The following is a 16,957-nucleotide window of genomic DNA, read 5'->3' on the forward strand; positions in this document are numbered from 1 at the left end:
CAAAATAAAAAACTCCTACAAAGTAGGAGGGGAATCAAACAGTTGGGTCAAGAGATCCTTTGACCCATCTAACTCGGCGAATGCCGAGAGTCTATTAAGGTCTCCGGAGGAAAAGAAGTAGTTGCACTCTATATGAGTGAGTGGATTGAAATTTCCAATTGTATATGAACTGGATAAGCGGTATGAGTGTTGCACTCTATATGGAGTGAGTGGATTGAAATTTGCCGGGGAAGAAGGGGGGACTTGGACGACGTCGCACTCTATATGAGAAAAAGCACATCTTGGTCATCTATAAATGCTACTCTAAGAATGTACAAAGTTGATTGTTTAATAATGTACAGTTTCGACCAATAACCGCATAATATTCTTGAGGTGAATATTATGTACATAACATTGGACGTCAACACAAATATAGAGATTAACCATCTTACGGATTTGCCAAAATTAAATACACTAATGGAGAGCTTAAAGATGAAAATAAATAAAAGTAGATTGGCGCGAGATATGGGTGTGGATCGAAGGACGGTGGATAAATATTTCAAGGGTTATATGCCTAAAAGCTTCAGGAAGCGAACATCAAAAATAGACGAGTATTACGACGTGATCTCCCTGCTTTTATCCAAAGAATCAAAACAGGTCTTTTATTATAAAAGGGTCCTTTGGCAGTATTTAAAAGATAATCACGGCTTGGAATGCTCCCAGTCAACATTTAGGGCCTACATATCAAAAAAGCCGGAATTTCAAAGATATTTTGAATCCGGAAAGCGAAAGAGTGCGGCGAGTGAAGTGGTCCGTTTCGAAACTCCGCCGGCAGAACAGGCCCAGCTCGATTGGAAAGAGAATATCCGTTACATCACGAAGGATGGCGAAATGATCTATGTGAATGTTTGTGTGCTATTACTTTCCTATTCAAGGTTCCGGACCTACTATTTATCCATTTCAAAATCCCAAAGTGTATTGTTATCTTTCCTAACAGAGAGTTTTGAAGCCATTGGAGGGGTTCCCAAGGAGATTTTGACAGATAATATGAAAACCGTCATGGACACTCCCCGGACGGAGTATCAGAAAGGAAAGGTGAATGAACGTTTCTATCAATTCGCGAAAGATATGGGGTTTGAGGTAAGGCCTTGTATTACGGGGAAACCGAGAACGAAAGCCAAGGTGGAAGCCCCAATGAAGTTTATTGATGAGGTCCATGCTTATCAGGGGCAGTTCAGTTACGAGGAGCTCCATCAATTTATCCAAAAACTCTGTAACCGGATCAATAACAGCTATCATCAGGGGACTGGGAAAATACCAATACTCGCTTTGAAAAAAGAAAAGAACCTCCTACGCCCACTGCCAAATGAACGAATAAGAGATTCTTATAAGATTGATCATAAACCGGTGAAAGTAAACACCTCGAATATGATCACCTACAAGTCCAACCAGTATTCAGTCCCCGCTGGATACATAGGAAGAACTGTAGGTCTGCAAATATATGACAACTATATTTACGTTTATTATAACACAGAATTAATCGTCCAACACCGTATCAGCCAGCAACGGATGAATTATAAGCCGGAACATTATAACGAGATTTTAGCCAGAGGCCTGCCGTCTACCGATGATCTTGATATTGAGGAACTGGCCAGGAAGAATTTAGAGGCGATTAATGAGGTGTATAAAAATGAATAGCCATTATACAAAGCTGGTTAAAAACCTGGAGTATCTGAAGTTAAACCAGATGGCTCTGCATTTGGATGAAACCGTTGATTTTATGATGAAGAACCAGCTATCTTTTACAGAAACATTAATCAAGCTGACGGATTATGAAATTGATATAAAAGAAATCAATATGATGAAATCGATGGTCAAGGTGGCGGCGTTTCCGCATTTAAAGGAAGTGAAAGACTTTGACTTTGATTTTCAGCCATCGGTGAATAAACAGCAGATATTGGATTTTACCACTTTGCGGTTTATAGAATTGCAGGAGAATATTGTGTTCCTGGGGCCCAGCGGAGTCGGTAAAACACATTTGGCCACGGCTATCGGCATCGCAGCCGCAAAGAAAAGGACAAGCACGTATTTCATCAAGTGCAATGATCTGATCCTAAACCTGAAAAAGGCAAACGTTGAAAACAGACTGGAAACCAGGCTGAAACATTACGCCAAATATAAGCTACTTATTATTGATGAACTTGGCTATTTACCTATCGATGCGGAAGATGCCAAACTGTTTTTCCAACTGATTGACATGCGATATGAAAAGAAAAGCACTATCCTAACTACAAACGTAAGCTTCAAGTTATGGGGAGAGGTATTCCAAGATACTAAAATCGCCAATGCCATTTTGGACCGAATCCTTCATCATGCCACAGTGGTGAGCATAGCCGGGGACTCCTACCGTCTGAAAAACCACCTTGTGAAAGAGAATAAAGAAAGCAATGGCCAGTAATGGTATGTGATCATGGGTGACGAACTGTTTGATCACGTGAAGATGATCTGTATATAGTTAGGGTTCCTGTAGCCATTGTCTTTTATCAAAATCGTACATATTAAAACAGTCAAAAGTGTACATATCATCGTTGACATTTATAGTCATCTTGAAAAAATAGAACCTTCGAGCGGGCAGATGCGGAATAATGTCTTGACTTATTATGATAAAACCATATAATTAAGTATACTAAACACTTTAGGTGACTAACAGGAGATTTTTAAACGAAATGTTAAATGAATACATTCGACATGTCAAAGAACTGCATCAGGCAGAAGAAAATTGTAATTTGGCCATTGTGAATGAATATCGACCGCTCATGAAATATGATTTAACCTCGAAGCAGGAAATGCTATTGAAATTGGTGAGAAAATATAATGTTTTAACAGTGAGTGAGCTGGCCAAGCATATGAAGGTAACTTCCAGTGCAGTTAGCCAGATTATGTCAAAGCTGGAAAAAGATCATTATATTAAAAGGTCCATCAATCCTGCCAACAGGAGAGAAATCATTGTGTCCCTCGCCCAAAAAGGAAAAGAGTACTTTGCGGAGAGGGACCATATTGAAATCAAGATCATTCAAAAATACTATTCAAAGCTCAGTTTGGAAGAAATCATTACATTGAAAAACATTACTATTAAGCTCGAGAAGCTAATGAGCGGGAATTGATCAAAAAGGTGGGAAAAATCCGATGAATTATATTGATAGGGCCTGCCAAAAGGTCCAAGTGGAGGAAGGCAGGCAAGCAGTTGAACGATTGCTGATTGAGTGCTATGTAAAGCCCGGAATTTCAACAAAAGAACTTTCCCGCTCTTTACAGATTCCTGTTCCGATCACGGTTGCTATTAGGAATGAATTGGTAAAAGCGGGAGCGCTGACATGCCAACGAGGAACTCGCTGTACTTTCCATGGCAAAAGATTTGTTGAAACGGAGTTGGGATATACCAGTTTTCATAGGGAGTCATGGAACAAAATCAGCAGCAGCCCTTCATTCCCAACAGATCGCTTTGTAAAAAAATATCGACATATATATGATTCCAGACCACAGATCAACGCTGTAATTGATCAATCAAAATCTACGCCCGAAACAAGTTTTAAGCGGGCCATACATGCTATACGTTCCCACTCCGTGATCGGTAAAAAAGTACTTTGTGTCGGAGATGATGATTTAGTCAGTGTTTCACTTGCACTCATTTTGAAAAAGCTTTTACCAAACAGGAATATACACACAAACATACAGGTCATAGATATCGACAATAAGATGTTGGAACATATCGAAAATATCTCGCGGCAATACAACTTAGAGATTGACTGCCTGCAATGGGATGTAAGAAATCCACTGCCTAAAGAATGGGCGGATCAGTTTGATTGTGTTTTTACAGACCCGCCATATACATCATCTGGCCTTTCATTGTTTCTTTCCAGGGGAATTGAAGCCCTAAAAAACCAAATAGGATTGAAAATATATTTATCCTATGCGCATAAACACCCAAATTTCATGTTACGTATTCAAGAAGAGATAACCAAATTAGGTTTGTCTGCAACAGAAATCATGCCGAATTTTAATGAATATGAAGGAGCGCAAATTCTCGGTGGCAGCGGGCAACTAATGACATTGACAACAACTTGCAAAACAACTCCGCTGTACACAGACACATTTGAAAAACCTTTATATACAGGGGAAATCAAACAAACGCTTCGTCAGTACAGTTGCAAAAAATGCCGAACAACTTATCATGTTGGTTTCGATCAACATTATAAAACAATCGAACAACTGAAAAAGACAGGGTGCAGTGCCTGCTATCATAAAACTTTTGACCTCATCAAACGTGAGGTAAAAAATGTCGAGTGATTGTTTAGATATCTAAATAATAAAGGTGATTAAAATTAAGGGAGGTTTGAGTGCCTATATGAAATATACAACAGAAGGAATCCATATAACCGCCGATTTATGGTCCATTGACCCATCCATTATCAAAAACAATGTATTGTTGGCCGCTTTGGCGAAAAATGCAGCCAAGATGTCCGGAGCCACGATCGTATCCGCTCAATGTAAAGAGTTTCAACCGTATGGAATGACTGCTGTTATTCTGTTGTCGGAAAGTCATTTATCCATTCATAGCTATCCGGAAAAATCGTTCATTGCCATTGATTGTTATACGTGTGGAGAAAAAACCGATCCAGAACTTGCCATTCACCATTTCATTTCCAGCCTGAAACCGCTAAAAGCATATGTGCGAAAACTGAAAAGAGGAGCAGGTATGATTCGTGATATGCCTATCAAGATGAAATTAGACCCCGCGGGTTGTATTAAAAGCCTTACATGAAAAATCAGCAAAAAGAACATGGGCTCCCGATTGTAGCAGGAGATCATACGATTTTAATTGGAAAAGTCATTGATATACGTGTAGAGAAGCGGGACCCCATGTTATATCACCGAAGAAATTTTGGTTCAATTCCGGCTGAGTTTTATATAAATCCTTAATCCGTGACTAAATTAATCTATAATCACCCAAAAGCTAGTGAAATTAAGTATAATATGCCAAAAATGTGAATTTAGTAACTTCACCCAGCAGGTGATATGATGAAAAAATTTATTTATTGAACTACTAGCGAATGAATTACAGCTCATACCGGGTTAGCCATTATCGGCGACCTTTTGTATCACACCAATTTGCCGCAGCGATTAAATCAAGCCAAACCCGAAAAGCCGATCGGAACTCGAAAATTTCTAACGGAAATGCTGGTGCTTCTTACATTGGTTTACTTTGCCAAGGCAAGAGGTGCTTCGACCATATTGAAGCTTTCCGAGAAGACGAATTTTTCCATTATGTACTGAATCTCGACAAAGTCCCTTCCAGCCCGACTCTTAGTCAACGGTTAGACCAAGCTGCTTTGATGGAGGGCTTGAAAAAGATTCTGATTGAAGAGTCAGTCAGACTTATACGTCGTTTGGATGTACCCATTTCTCCAGTCCATGTAGGCGGCAAGCCGAACCTTCCCCTAGATATGAATGTCTCTCCTTTTGACAACTCTAACACCTTTAAAGAAGGCGTTTCGAGAACTTATTTTCTTTAGAAGACAATTGAACTGCAAAATGTATGACAGACCAAGCGCTTCTTCTTCGAATGGATTCTGCATGTGACAGTGCTGACAATATAAAAGTCTGTACGATGAACAGTGTGGACTTTGTCATCAAGCGGAATTCCCGGAAAGAAACAGCGAAGATTGGCTGGCTATCCCCCAAGCCGAGGGCACTTGCCTTGAAGAGCGCCCAGGGAAAAAGGTATATACAGGCGTCCGCCTCTCCAGCATTAAAGGGGATGGGAGTTCCCGTCCGTATTGCCTTTTAAGTCATAGAGCGGACGATCGATAAAGACGGACAGATTCTGTAGAAGTCGAATTCTAAACCTACTATACGTCACTGCCTGCGCCGGTTCCCACTATAATCGCCCTGGAACCAGCGAATAGTTTCACAGTGAATTAAAGACAGAACTGGATATGGAGCGCCTTCCTTCGGGAAAGCTTGCGACGAATGACCTCGTTCTTCACTTCGGCCTGTTCGCACATACAATCTGCTACGTATCATCGGACAGGAAAGCCTGAGAACCGATGACGCCCCATTAAGAAAAAATGTGAAAAGACGCCGTATACGAACTGTCATTCAAAATATAATTGTCTTGGCCTCGAAGCTTGTCTATCACTGCAAGCAGTGGAAATTAAAAATCCACAGGCACAATCGCTGGTTTCGGTATTTTTGAAAGGCTCTTGTACGCTTTTTATTGAACCTAATCGTTAAAACAAATAGCCTTAAAAAATAAAAAAAATCCCTAGGCTTATTTAGGGTCTACTGAATAACTAAAAAAATGATATGAACAAGGATTTTTCCCTTTTTTGTCGAATTGATATGCAAGGATAAGAGCGAAATCCATTAAAAAGCCTTGCACTTGGAGCGAGAAACCATGTACGAACGCAATACTGATCAATTAATCCTGCCGGATGAATTTTTTCTCCCGTTTAGCGGCCGCTTAAACCCAGATAACCGCTGGGTAGTTCTGGCCAACCTGATTCCTTGGTCGAAATCTGAAAAAGAATATATCAAGTCATTGGGAGATGTGACTCAAGAAAATAGGGCTTTTTCCGTCCGGCTAGCTCTTGGAGCGCTGATCATTCAGGAACGTCTGATGTAAGTGATGAAGAGACCGGAAAACCCATATCTTCAATTCTTCATTGGCTTGCCTTATTTTCGGATAAAGAGCCTTTCCATCCTTCTTCCATGACGCACTTCCGGAATGGTTGGGTCCTATGCCCATTTTGACAAAGGCTTTGCCGGGGAAGAATTTTATTCTTATTGGGAAGGAAAGCAAATTAATTATGTTGGCAAAATCAGATGGACGAGCCGGCTGGCTAAAGCCGTTTATATAGACTCAAGCCCATGTATCCGTTTCGTTGATGAAGATATCGTTCAGGCAACTTCCTGGGCCAAGCCAAGAAGCGTTTCGGTTATCCGCAAAGCCGACCTGTTTGATATGGATCAAATGCAGTTCATTGATTATCTGGGAACATGAAACTATGTTTCATACGATGGATTGGCCCCCGATGGACACTTGGCAATTCTACAACAACAGGGCCTGCATGGAAAACTACATCAAGGAAGCAAAACACGGGTTTTCCACCAACCGGATTCCAACCTACTCGTTTAAAGCCAGCGAACTTGATCTTCTACTGAAATTATTTACATACAACCTGTTTGAACTTTTTAAGATGTATCATTGCTCTGCCCCCATCAAAAGCTGTACCAACCAAAGATTTCGCGGGGAAATCGTTCAAGCTGTAGGCGTATTTGTGTCTCATATCAGGAAAATTATGTTAAATATTCAGGAAGGTTACCTTCATAAACAGGTTTTTAGATTAATGGTTCAAGGTGTACAACAACTTGAATGACCAACTGTAACTGATTAAATTGGAAATTCTTGGCCCCCTCATTTTAGGGAGGCAGTTTTCATAAATTTAGTACCCGGATTTGTATTTTCCAAAAGACCGCTAAATTAGTATTCAGCAAAACTACTAATTTGGGTTAATTCCCGGATTTGTAAATTGTTCCCAAGAGGAAACTAAATTAGTATTAAGTGAATTTACTTTTTCGTAATTTGGTTTTAGTATACTGCTTTATTGGTTAGTGGTCTTCCAATAGCTCTTCTAATTTTGTTAATGGGAATGTTCCTAACGCATCTAAAGCCCATTTCATTGTGACGACAAAAGGGGATATCTTTTCCTCTATAGGAAGGATACATCAATCCCGGCATTGAAAAGAATGAACCACCTTTAAGAACTGCAAAGGCATGTCGTTTCGAATCCTTACCCATCTTATCATTAAAAATAGGATGGAATTCCCTTCTTGTTTCGAGGTCGCTGCGTGTCCATTCCCAGTGGTTACCTATCATTCCTACAATTCCATAGGGGCTCGATGTGTTTTCAAAGGTTTGAGCTTTCTTTATAGGTTCTAAGGGGATTTTTTCGTTAAATTTTGTAATTCCTTCTCTCCAGTCTTTTAAATTTAAAGGTTCTTCTTCTAACCAACGCCCAGCCCAGTTAACTTTTTTTCCTTCAAACGAATTTCCCCATGGCCAAATTAATCCGTCCGTACCTCTTGCAGCTTTTTCCCATTGAAACTCTGTAGGTAATTCTTTTCCTTTCCAACGGGCATAGGCAAAAGCATCATACCAATCAATTCCTGTTACGGGGTGGTCGGGTTTAAATCTTTTATCCCAATATGTATTTCTTTGGTGCTCTTTTTCTTCAGGTTCATTTGGATGACAAAAGATATGGCCATCAGTTTTTATACTATATACAAATTCATCATATTCTTTATTAGTCGTTGGATATTTATCAATGAAAAATGGTGGTAGCCAAACCTTTTGGGAAGGACTTGCATCTTCCCATCCAAAAGTCTTATCGGGAATTTGATGTGGATCTAAGCCATAAATGAAAAAACCACCTGGAATCAAAACCATCCCTTCTTCTTCTTTATTGCAAAACTCTTCTAATAAATCAATAGGGATTTTTTCTTCGAAATCATATTTATTAAACAAATGTCCTTTGTTTAGATAGAATTTTTCAATAATCTCAAGTTCTTCTGGATCTTCTGTACCCAATAAATCAACGAGAGAAGTTAGAACCTTTTGGGCACCTAGCCCTACGGGCTTATTTGGTGTGTGAACTTTTATGCTAGCTTCACCAATAATGGTAGAAAGAAATTTATAGCTTTCTTCAATTCTCTCCTTTCCACATATTTCTATTGCTCTAAATGAAACTAAATCATCAGGATCATGCGTTAACCTAACTATGGTTTCTATTGCTGAAAAATAAGGAAGCCACCTTTCCACGAAATCAACTAATCTATATCTTGTATAAGTGTGGGGATGACCTAGAGCCATACCGAAAATATATTCCGCTGCGACAGGATGTTCAATAGAGTGAATAATTGGCATAATAGTAAAATCAAATTCATGCTTTAATTCATCAACACCTAGTCCATCCAAATGATCCTGTTCAAACTTATCCTCAATTTTCAGTAATTTGTTAATATCCTTTTCATATAAACTTTTATGTGAATTACTAATATATAGTTTCATTTTAAATACACTCTCCCTTTATAAAGATAGTGTTTCTCTTAAATGCTCGCACACCTGTACACCTGTCGAAGGGTTTTTGAAAGCTTAAATGCAAAACTTCTCAGTTCGGCAATATTCAAACATATCCAAACCCATTCTAACGACCAAATTGGTTATATTTGATGAAAAGCTTGGTATAACCGTGCGTGTTTTCCCAAAGTTACTTATGGTCGCTTACCTTGCCACATCCTACGGGATCTCATCCATACATTCCTTCGTCCTGCGTATCCACAAGGTTAAGGCCAGATTTGCTCCTCAGCCGGGTCTATTGCCCGTATGGAATAAATAAGCTCAGGTTCTGCACTGTTGGTGTTTGCCATAAGCACATTATAATTTATCTCCATCAAATTCACACTGTCTTTGCCCAAACAATACACGCAGCAGTTTGGCGTATATGGCAACCAGGGACTACAATTTCTTCAAGGGAATGTTTGGCCTGTGTGCATAATAATGGTGCAGGGTACCTGAAGATCGGATTTTTTCCCACCAACGTCCTAACAGCTAGAAACAGGGTTTTTCTCATCCGTTTCCGGCTGCGTTTGGTGAGTTGTCATCCAATTCCTTGCTTTATTTGACATGAGGGCAGCGCTTTTCCAAAAATTGCTGGTTGGCTTTGCACCAAACATGACATGTGTTTTTTGATGTTCTTTTTGAAGCCGCAGAACTCAGTTAATCAGCTTTAAAAGCCATGTATTTGGTTTTCAAAGACCAGTCTTTTACCAAATTCGAACTCTCGGTCATTCTGCGCTCGGGCTACATGTTTGTCTTTGGCAATATCAACGCCAACAATTAATGTAGACGGTGTAATTTGCGAGATTTTATCGTATAATTCATTTCGAGTCCTCCATTGGTATTTTTTAATTCGGGGTCAAAACATTGACACCCTGTACTATACCAATGAGGCTATTTTTTATTCAACCTTCAAATTTCCTTAAATACAGGAATGTTCCTAAATTAAGCAAGTGCAGAAAAATTTTTCTGCACTTGCTTTTTGTTACCACTTCTCATGCGTAAAAATAGGCATTGAAATAGCTAAACGATTACGCCAGTTCTTCTTCATTTTCTTCAACCTAACCAACCCCCTTTCCAATTTCATATATGTAGTGTACAATAAAAATTCAAATAATACAAATTTGCCAGTTAATTATTAATATTAAATAAAGGAGGTTTATCGATGCACAAGTTTATATTTAATGGACAAGTAACAGATATCCAAAGGGATTATTTTGAATTATGGGGTTTGATCATCTATCAGGATTTGCTAAATGAAGAAGAGAGGAATATCATTATTCAAGAATCAAAGCAACTAACAGAAGCCACATTGAATGGGGATATCCCGCAGGATGAAATTGATGATTTAACACCACCCGGAATAGATGACAATGGTAATATTTTATTGCATCGCTTGCCTTACTTCACCAAGTATTGCCCACAAACAAAAAACATCATAGACTCAAAAAATCTTCTAGCATTGGGAAGATCCTTACTAAATAGACAAGAAGCTTGGTTCCTGGAAGATACTATGCATGGTTCAATATTTCAAACAAAGACCTTCAATGATGGAAGCAAATACAAAAAAATAGACTGGCATATAGATTTTAACGACGATCACGTGTTATCCCCCGTGGTTTCTCTTGGTATCTATATGGACGATTCGGTTGTTGAAAATGGCTGTCTTCAAGTAATACCAGGAAGTCATAACCGGCCTATGACCAAATTCGTTCCACCTCCCGTAACAGTAGAAGTAAAAGCCGGAGATATGATCTGTCATATTGGTAGTATATTTCATTCATCGACCACTCCGATTGTAAACAACGGGATTAGAAGAACATTATATTTGTATTGTTGCGGAGGCGATTACCCTGGTAAAGGTCTCCCGTTTAGCTCGGAAGCTAAAAAACAAAATGTAAAAAAAATATTTCAAGCTTAGGAGGTTTTTTAATGAATCCCTCGGAAAAGGTAAGAAGCAATTTAGTTCAAAAATTTTGCTTACGTTGTGCCGATACGAATGTTAGTAAAGAGGAAATCCTTGAAATTCAAAATCTGCTTGATAGCCATTTTCCTTATTTAACTGAGGATGAGCTTGATGAAGTCCTTTCATCAGTAATAGAAAGTGACAGTGCACAATTAAAAATATGCATTCTAAATCACCTACCTAGGATAAAGGATACTATATCATGGCTACCCCAATTTTTATTAATGCTTATCCGTGATCCAGATGAATCAGTATCGATTAAATCGATGAACATAATCCAACAGTTCGATATTCAGGGATTTGAAGAAAGTCTTTTAACAGAAATCGAAAAAATTATTGGTGGTCGAAAAAATATAATAGGTGATATCCCTATTTATGATAAAAGGGGGCTAACAGCCTTACGATTATGGGAAAAACTACAAAATTTTAAAAAGCCCGTAATGTCTACAACAAGGGAAAAAGTAGATGTCGATTTATACAACATGATATTAATACCTGAGGGAAAGTTTAAAAAAGGAATAGATAAAATAGTTGAGAATCCAATAATAAATTCATTGGAGATCGCATACCCTTCACATGAGATCTTTTTAAAAGAGTACTATATAGACAAATACCCTGTTACGAACAAGGAGTATGATCAATTTTGTGAAGCTATTGAGAAAAATGGACACATTTGGTGTCATCCAGATGAAGAATGCAATAAAACTCATAGAAGAGCTTCATTTTATAGCGAAAGTGCCGCACCTGATCATCCAGTCACCGGAGTAGATTGGTATGATGCTTATGCATTTGCTGCATGGAAGGGAAAGAAATTGCCTACTGCTGATCAATGGGAGAAAGCTGCAAGAGGGGAAAATGGTTATGATTACCGAAACGAGCAAACCTTAATTAATGATTTTATTCAGGCCTTCAATATTAAAGATTTTCCATTAGATATGTGGAGGAATACTTTAATTATGCAAAGCCATATCATTAAAACTCAAACTGTTTTTAAAAAGAATTGTAATCAATCTCCTTTTGGTATTGTCGGAATGATAGGAAACATTTGGGAATGGACAAGAACAAGATATTTGGATCAGAAAGAGCAAGAACCCTCTTTTAGAGGTATGGATAAGTCTCAAGTTTGGGATGATTGGTCCGGATGGACCATTGTAAAGGGTGGATCGTTCACAAGTATAGGTGAATTATTACACCCAGCTTTTTATGAAAAAAGATTATTAATTGAAAGGAACATTGATGTTGGGTTCAGATGTGTTTATGAAGTTTAGAAACGAGGAATAAAAAAGTGAATAAATCTTTTTATTATCTTTGGGTCAGTATCTCTTTTGGAAAGCTTGCCTTATCAATATATACAATGACCATTACTTTAACTATCTACTCGTTTACTCATTCTGCCACTCTCGCCTCAGTAGTTATGCTAATTCATGTAATTGGGAAAGTCCTAAGTTCCTTTGTATTCCCTTTGACTACTGAAAATACACCATTGAAGAAAATCCTAAGTTTATCACTATTTACTCAAATGCTTATTATTGCGTTTTTACTAGGTGTATTAATCATGGAAATCAATCAGGTTTTGCAATTAACGTTTATTTACTCTTTAATCTGCCTAGCAGGATTTATGGATGGATTTGTCTCACCGTCCCGGATGTCACTAATACCTGAATTAGTGGAAGACACAAAAATAGGAAAAGCAAATAGTCTAATTAGTACCACTGATCAAACATTTGCTTTGCTCGGTTGGTCCGTCGGAACAATAGCTATTAGTTATTATGGAAGCAGTTGGGTTTTACTAGCAAGCTTCACTCTGTTGATGCTTTCTTTTTTCTCATCATTAAAATTAAAAACCACAAAAGTTAAAGAAGCAAAAAAACGGCCGAAATGGGAGACTATCAAAGCTGGATGGTTCATTCTTTTTAGCAAAAAAAACCATATGAGAACCATTACGACGATGGATATATTAGAAGGAATTGCTTCCGGAATTTGGATAGGTGGTATAAGCCTGGTATTTGTAAAGGAAGTACTGAAAAAAGGAGAGCAATGGTGGGGCTTTATTAATACGAGTTATTTTGCAGGAAGTATTATAGGCGGGATCCTTATAACTTTATTCTCCATCAAGCTTCAAAAGCATTTAATAAAAGGAATAATCACAGGGTCGTTTATGGTTAGTATACTGGTATTTTTCTATGCTGTTAACACTACAGCCTGGATAGCTCTTGCTTTAGTAATCTTAATGGGTCCGTTTTACCAATTAAGGGATATCTCTCAGCAAACCTATATCCAAAAAGTTGCGGTAGATAATACATTATCTAAATTATATGCTGCGAAGGATAACCTTTATTATTTGATATTCGCGCTTTCAGTGTTTATAACAGGCATGATTTCGGACTATATTGGTGTAGTTTACGTCTACTACTTGGCATTTATCCTTTATTTAGCCTCAACGATTTTTGCTATTTTTACATTCCAAAAAGGAAACCGAAGTGCACAAATTCTTGATATAGGTAATTAATGATAACGGGAGAGTTATGAGCTTCGTAACATTTTACTAAATTATGGTTGTAGACTTTTTTAGTACTGAAAGAGTAAAAGCCGGAACGGGTAGAAGCCTTTGCCTATGGGATGATGTTAAGCGTTATGGTTTATTGTCTTTTGGAATACTTGATTTCGCAAAAGCATGGAGGATCAAAAAGGCCTTTAGATTTAAGGGGGGACAATAGGGGAGTCCGTCTTGGAAATTCTAGTTACGGTCGATATCGTGCACTTATGTAGAAGGAAAATCATAAGGGTCCTTCCGGAAAACAGTAGAATGCGAGTGGAGCGAATTTTAGGCTTTTTGGGCTTAGATATGAGTATTTTTTAAACAGCCAAATGGGGAAAAAACTGTCGAAAAAAACAAGAGGATAGGGTACAAAGGCATTGCTTTTCCTTTTTTATGCTAAAATTAAAAAGAATTGACAAAATTAACAAGAAAATGCCACAGAGGCACAGGGAGTCTGTCTTTATGACATTTTCTATTAAGTAAAAAATTCTTACACGAAACACGGGTTATATCACGGATTCAGATAAATGTTAAATAGTGATATTTAGGGGATGTCTAAAAAGTCCAATTTAGAGTAAATGCATTAAAATTTAAAACCCGAGAATGTTGATTTTACAGCATTCTTGGGTTTTGTTTTTTAGTTTTCAAGATGCAATATTACCTTCGGGCATCCCCCTTTTTTTGTTTTTCAGCTTGTGGCTACATTTATTTGCCTGTATAATAAGAAATGTTATTAAACCATTAAAACTATTATAGTTTAAATGGTTTTTGTGGAGGGGTATAGGTTGAAAGAAAGAATCATGCAAGCCTTTGTGGATGAAATGAAGGATAAAGGGATTAAATTTACGATGAACGACTTGGCGGGCCGGTTGGGGATCAGTAAACGGACATTGTATGAACATTTCCCGGCAAAAGCGGATATTTTAGATGCCCTGATAGAGTTGACAATCAGCGAATTTGATGAAAGAACAGAGGCGATTATTCAAGATAACAGCCTAACCCTGCTGGAAAAAATAAAAGCGGCCATTAAGGTTGTTCCGAAATATGATGAATTTTATGATCTGCACATATTGGAACAGATGAAAAAGTACTATCCAAAGCAATGGGAAAGAATGCACAACTCTTTAAATGAGTGGGAGCCTTTAAAAAAGCTGCTTGAACAGGGGATTGAGGACGGGGTCATTAAAGATCAAAATATTGATCTGCTCATGCGACTCGTTATAGATGCAACGAATCTTACGTTGGACCGCCGCTTCATTTGGGAAAACAGGATCACTGTGGAAGAGGCTATGAGTGGTATTGTGAATGTTTTATTGTTTGGAATGGTTGCAGAACAGGGTGAACGTTAATCATCTCTGCAACCATTATGTTATTTTTTTTCGTGAGAAAACTTTAAAAACTAAAATGGTTTTCATATTTTTGTAGAGGTGCTATATGAGTTTTTTGAAACAAATGAGTAGAAGAAAAAAGATCGGCTTAACTTTTGTTGTGATCATTTTATTTTTGGATATGCTGTTATACAGTGTGATTATTCCTTTAACTCCTTATTATGAAGAGACATTTGCCGCTTCACCCACGATGATCGGCGTTTTATTTAGCAGCTATTCTATTACATTACTGATTACGACAACGTATTTTGGAAAGTTGACAGATCGGATCGGCAGGAAAAAGCCGATTGTTGGCGGCTTGATTGGATTAAGTCTCTCTACGATCCTTTTTTCTAACCCGATCCAGTTTGAAGTGTTAATTATTGCCAGGGCATTACAAGGCATTGCTGCTGCGGCAACTTGGACGGCGGCCCTTTCTTTGCTTGCCGATTTATTCGTCAAAAAAGAACGGGCTGTTGCCATGGGGCTGGCGATGACCAGTCTGTCTGCGGGTACATTATTGGGAGCGCCAGTAGGTGGCTTGCTTATTGAAGTTGGCAGTTATCAAACACCCTTTTATACGATATCAGCCATCCTCATCGTAGTTGTCATTCTTGCAGCCATCTATTTAAAAGAGGCGAAGCGGAGCAATGTGCAGGAACCAAAGAAAATAACGGAGCTGTTAAAACAACGTCCTGTCATCTGGATATTGACAATTATGTTCATCAGTGAAGGAACATTGACGATGTTAGAACCTATTCTGCCGATGTATTTATCCAGTACATTCAGCGGTAATTCCCTCTTTATCGGCTTAATGTTTGGGGTGTTAACATTGGCTTATGGCGTTATGGCGCCCATTTCCGGCTTGCTAATAAACAAATACACACCGAGCCGTGTCGTTTTATTTGGCTTGCTTCTTGTTGGGGTATTTTTGCCGTTCATTGTCTTTGCTAAATCCGGCTTGCAAATGGTCATTGCTTTGTTGCTTGTGGGGGCGAGCATGGGATTGGCGGTTTCACCGACTTTGACAATGCTGGGCAATACCCAAGGCGAAAGTGAACAAAATTCTTATGGGGCTCTATATGGTTTATTTAATATCTTTTTCGCCGTATCGGCCATCGTTGGTCCTTTTTTGGGCGGCGTTCTCGCGGACGCATTTACTTCAAAAATAACGATACTCATCGCAAGCGGGGCTGTTTTCATTTCCACTCTTGGGCTCGCATTATTAAGGAAAAAAAGTATGTGTGACAACGAATATGCGCCCTCGGCAAGCGCTGTTCGAAGAGTGGATTAAAAGGGAAAATATAGATGATAAAAAAGCTTGCTCTTGAATAAAAATTGGGAGCAAGCTTTTTATCCCGCATGTAAGGTGCCGTATACACTACATCAAGACCTGAGTTGATACAAAAGGAGAAAACGGCACCTAAATGCCTGATTGGTTCAACTAACATTCAGTGGAGCCCTACTGAATGAAGTTTCACTTTATCCCGCATGTAAGGTGCCGTAAGACTCCCACTTCAAGATCTAAGTTGATACAAAAGGTCTAAGTGGGAGAAAACGGCACCTAAATGCCCGATTGGTTCAACTAACATTCAGTAGGAGCCTTACTGAATGAAGTTTCACTTTATAAACGGTATTAAACGGGCGCTTTTCGAAGCAAGAAAAATGAGCTGGCCATACTGAATAAAATCAGTGGCAAAAGCCAATAGGAAACCCCGGCCGCCGTTTGGGACAAAAACCAGTGAAAGATATCGGACCACAATCGGAAATGATGGGATAAAAATACCGCGATACTACTGGCCAATAACAGGGACAACAATAACAGCAGCAATCCTTTTCCACCGAAACGCTTGGCAAAGCTCGTAATCAGAAATCCAAGAAAAAATAAAAAGGTGAACAGAATCGTGTACATCACCAATTGTTCCATA

The 16,957-nt window shown here is 38.6% G+C and carries 17 protein-coding genes and 2 pseudogenes; 16 read left to right on the plus strand and 3 right to left on the minus strand.

Translation table 11 applies throughout. The features are described from left to right. Window positions 1-381: 381 nt before the first annotated feature. The 11 genes and pseudogenes from istA (at window position 382) to JOC94_RS14660 (ending at window position 7,418) form a co-directional block, all read left to right on the plus strand. Window positions 382-1,677, plus strand: a complete 1,296-nt coding sequence (gene istA, locus JOC94_RS14615; protein WP_077109587.1) for an IS21 family transposase — start codon at window positions 382-384, stop codon at window positions 1,675-1,677. Further along, window positions 1,670-2,437 carry an IS21-like element helper ATPase IstB gene (istB, locus tag JOC94_RS14620; protein ID WP_205179770.1) on the plus strand — a complete coding sequence of 256 codons (768 nt, stop codon included), beginning with the start codon at window positions 1,670-1,672 and terminating at the stop codon, window positions 2,435-2,437. The genes istA and istB overlap by 8 nt, the downstream gene beginning before the upstream one ends. Before the next feature lie 268 nt (window positions 2,438-2,705). Further along, window positions 2,706-3,143, plus strand: coding sequence for a MarR family winged helix-turn-helix transcriptional regulator (locus JOC94_RS14625; protein ID WP_077109585.1), 438 nt, complete (start codon window positions 2,706-2,708; stop codon window positions 3,141-3,143). A gap of 22 nt (window positions 3,144-3,165) precedes the next feature. Continuing rightward, window positions 3,166-4,326 carry a bis-aminopropyl spermidine synthase family protein gene (locus JOC94_RS14630; protein ID WP_077109584.1) on the plus strand — a complete coding sequence of 387 codons (1,161 nt, stop codon included), beginning with the start codon at window positions 3,166-3,168 and terminating at the stop codon, window positions 4,324-4,326. Window positions 4,327-4,384: 58 nt separating this feature from the next. After that, entirely contained in the window at window positions 4,385-4,801 is a 417-nt protein-coding gene (gene speD, locus JOC94_RS14635; protein ID WP_077109583.1) for an adenosylmethionine decarboxylase, read from the plus strand. Between the two features lie 14 nt (window positions 4,802-4,815). After that, window positions 4,816-4,959, plus strand: a pseudogene (locus JOC94_RS14640) (flavin reductase); the annotation flags it as partial. Between the two features lie 422 nt (window positions 4,960-5,381). After that, window positions 5,382-5,552 (plus strand): hypothetical protein, encoded by a 171-nt coding sequence (locus tag JOC94_RS23565; protein ID WP_408021924.1) that lies wholly within the window; start codon window positions 5,382-5,384, stop codon window positions 5,550-5,552. A gap of 95 nt (window positions 5,553-5,647) precedes the next feature. Next, window positions 5,648-5,827, plus strand: coding sequence for a hypothetical protein (locus JOC94_RS23570; RefSeq protein ID WP_408021925.1), 180 nt, complete (start codon window positions 5,648-5,650; stop codon window positions 5,825-5,827). A gap of 609 nt (window positions 5,828-6,436) precedes the next feature. Next, window positions 6,437-6,664 (plus strand): hypothetical protein, encoded by a 228-nt coding sequence (locus JOC94_RS14650; RefSeq protein WP_077109582.1) that lies wholly within the window; start codon window positions 6,437-6,439, stop codon window positions 6,662-6,664. A 102-nt stretch (window positions 6,665-6,766) separates the two neighbouring features. Further along, window positions 6,767-7,042, plus strand: a complete 276-nt coding sequence (locus JOC94_RS14655; protein WP_077109581.1) for a hypothetical protein — start codon at window positions 6,767-6,769, stop codon at window positions 7,040-7,042. 31 nt (window positions 7,043-7,073) lie between these two features. Beyond that, window positions 7,074-7,418, plus strand: coding sequence for a transposase (locus JOC94_RS14660; protein WP_171973783.1), 345 nt, complete (start codon window positions 7,074-7,076; stop codon window positions 7,416-7,418). 212 nt (window positions 7,419-7,630) lie between these two features. Here JOC94_RS14660 and JOC94_RS14665 read toward each other — a convergent pair whose 3' ends face one another. Both JOC94_RS14665 and JOC94_RS22980 read right to left on the minus strand, forming a co-directional pair. Next, entirely contained in the window at window positions 7,631-9,109 is a 1,479-nt protein-coding gene (locus JOC94_RS14665; RefSeq protein ID WP_077109579.1) for a formylglycine-generating enzyme family protein, read from the minus strand. Between the two features lie 620 nt (window positions 9,110-9,729). Next, window positions 9,730-10,010 (minus strand): annotated as a pseudogene (locus tag JOC94_RS22980) (IS110 family transposase); the annotation flags it as partial. A gap of 312 nt (window positions 10,011-10,322) precedes the next feature. Between JOC94_RS22980 and JOC94_RS14670 the strand changes: the two are divergent. The 5 genes from JOC94_RS14670 (at window position 10,323) to JOC94_RS14690 (ending at window position 16,323) form a co-directional block, all read left to right on the plus strand. Then, window positions 10,323-11,078 (plus strand): phytanoyl-CoA dioxygenase family protein, encoded by a 756-nt coding sequence (locus tag JOC94_RS14670; RefSeq protein ID WP_077109578.1) that lies wholly within the window; start codon window positions 10,323-10,325, stop codon window positions 11,076-11,078. 11 nt (window positions 11,079-11,089) lie between these two features. Continuing rightward, window positions 11,090-12,391 carry a formylglycine-generating enzyme family protein gene (locus tag JOC94_RS14675; protein ID WP_077109577.1) on the plus strand — a complete coding sequence of 434 codons (1,302 nt, stop codon included), beginning with the start codon at window positions 11,090-11,092 and terminating at the stop codon, window positions 12,389-12,391. A 17-nt stretch (window positions 12,392-12,408) separates the two neighbouring features. Then, window positions 12,409-13,632, plus strand: coding sequence for an MFS transporter (locus JOC94_RS14680; RefSeq protein WP_077109576.1), 1,224 nt, complete (start codon window positions 12,409-12,411; stop codon window positions 13,630-13,632). A gap of 815 nt (window positions 13,633-14,447) precedes the next feature. Next, window positions 14,448-15,011 (plus strand): TetR/AcrR family transcriptional regulator, encoded by a 564-nt coding sequence (locus JOC94_RS14685; protein ID WP_077109575.1) that lies wholly within the window; start codon window positions 14,448-14,450, stop codon window positions 15,009-15,011. Window positions 15,012-15,096: 85 nt separating this feature from the next. Continuing rightward, on the plus strand, window positions 15,097-16,323 hold the full coding sequence (locus JOC94_RS14690; RefSeq protein WP_077109574.1) for an MFS transporter: 1,227 nt from the start codon (window positions 15,097-15,099) through the stop codon (window positions 16,321-16,323). A gap of 342 nt (window positions 16,324-16,665) precedes the next feature. On the opposite strand, the gene JOC94_RS14695 is transcribed toward JOC94_RS14690, so the two are convergent. Further along, a complete protein-coding gene (locus JOC94_RS14695; RefSeq protein WP_077111982.1) occupies window positions 16,666-16,956 on the minus strand; it encodes a hypothetical protein in 291 nt (96 codons plus the stop codon). Between the last annotated feature and the right edge of the window lies 1 nt (window position 16,957).

Source organism: Siminovitchia thermophila (genome assembly GCF_016909185.1).
In the GTDB taxonomy this organism is placed as follows: domain Bacteria; phylum Bacillota; class Bacilli; order Bacillales; family Bacillaceae_C; genus Siminovitchia; species Siminovitchia thermophila.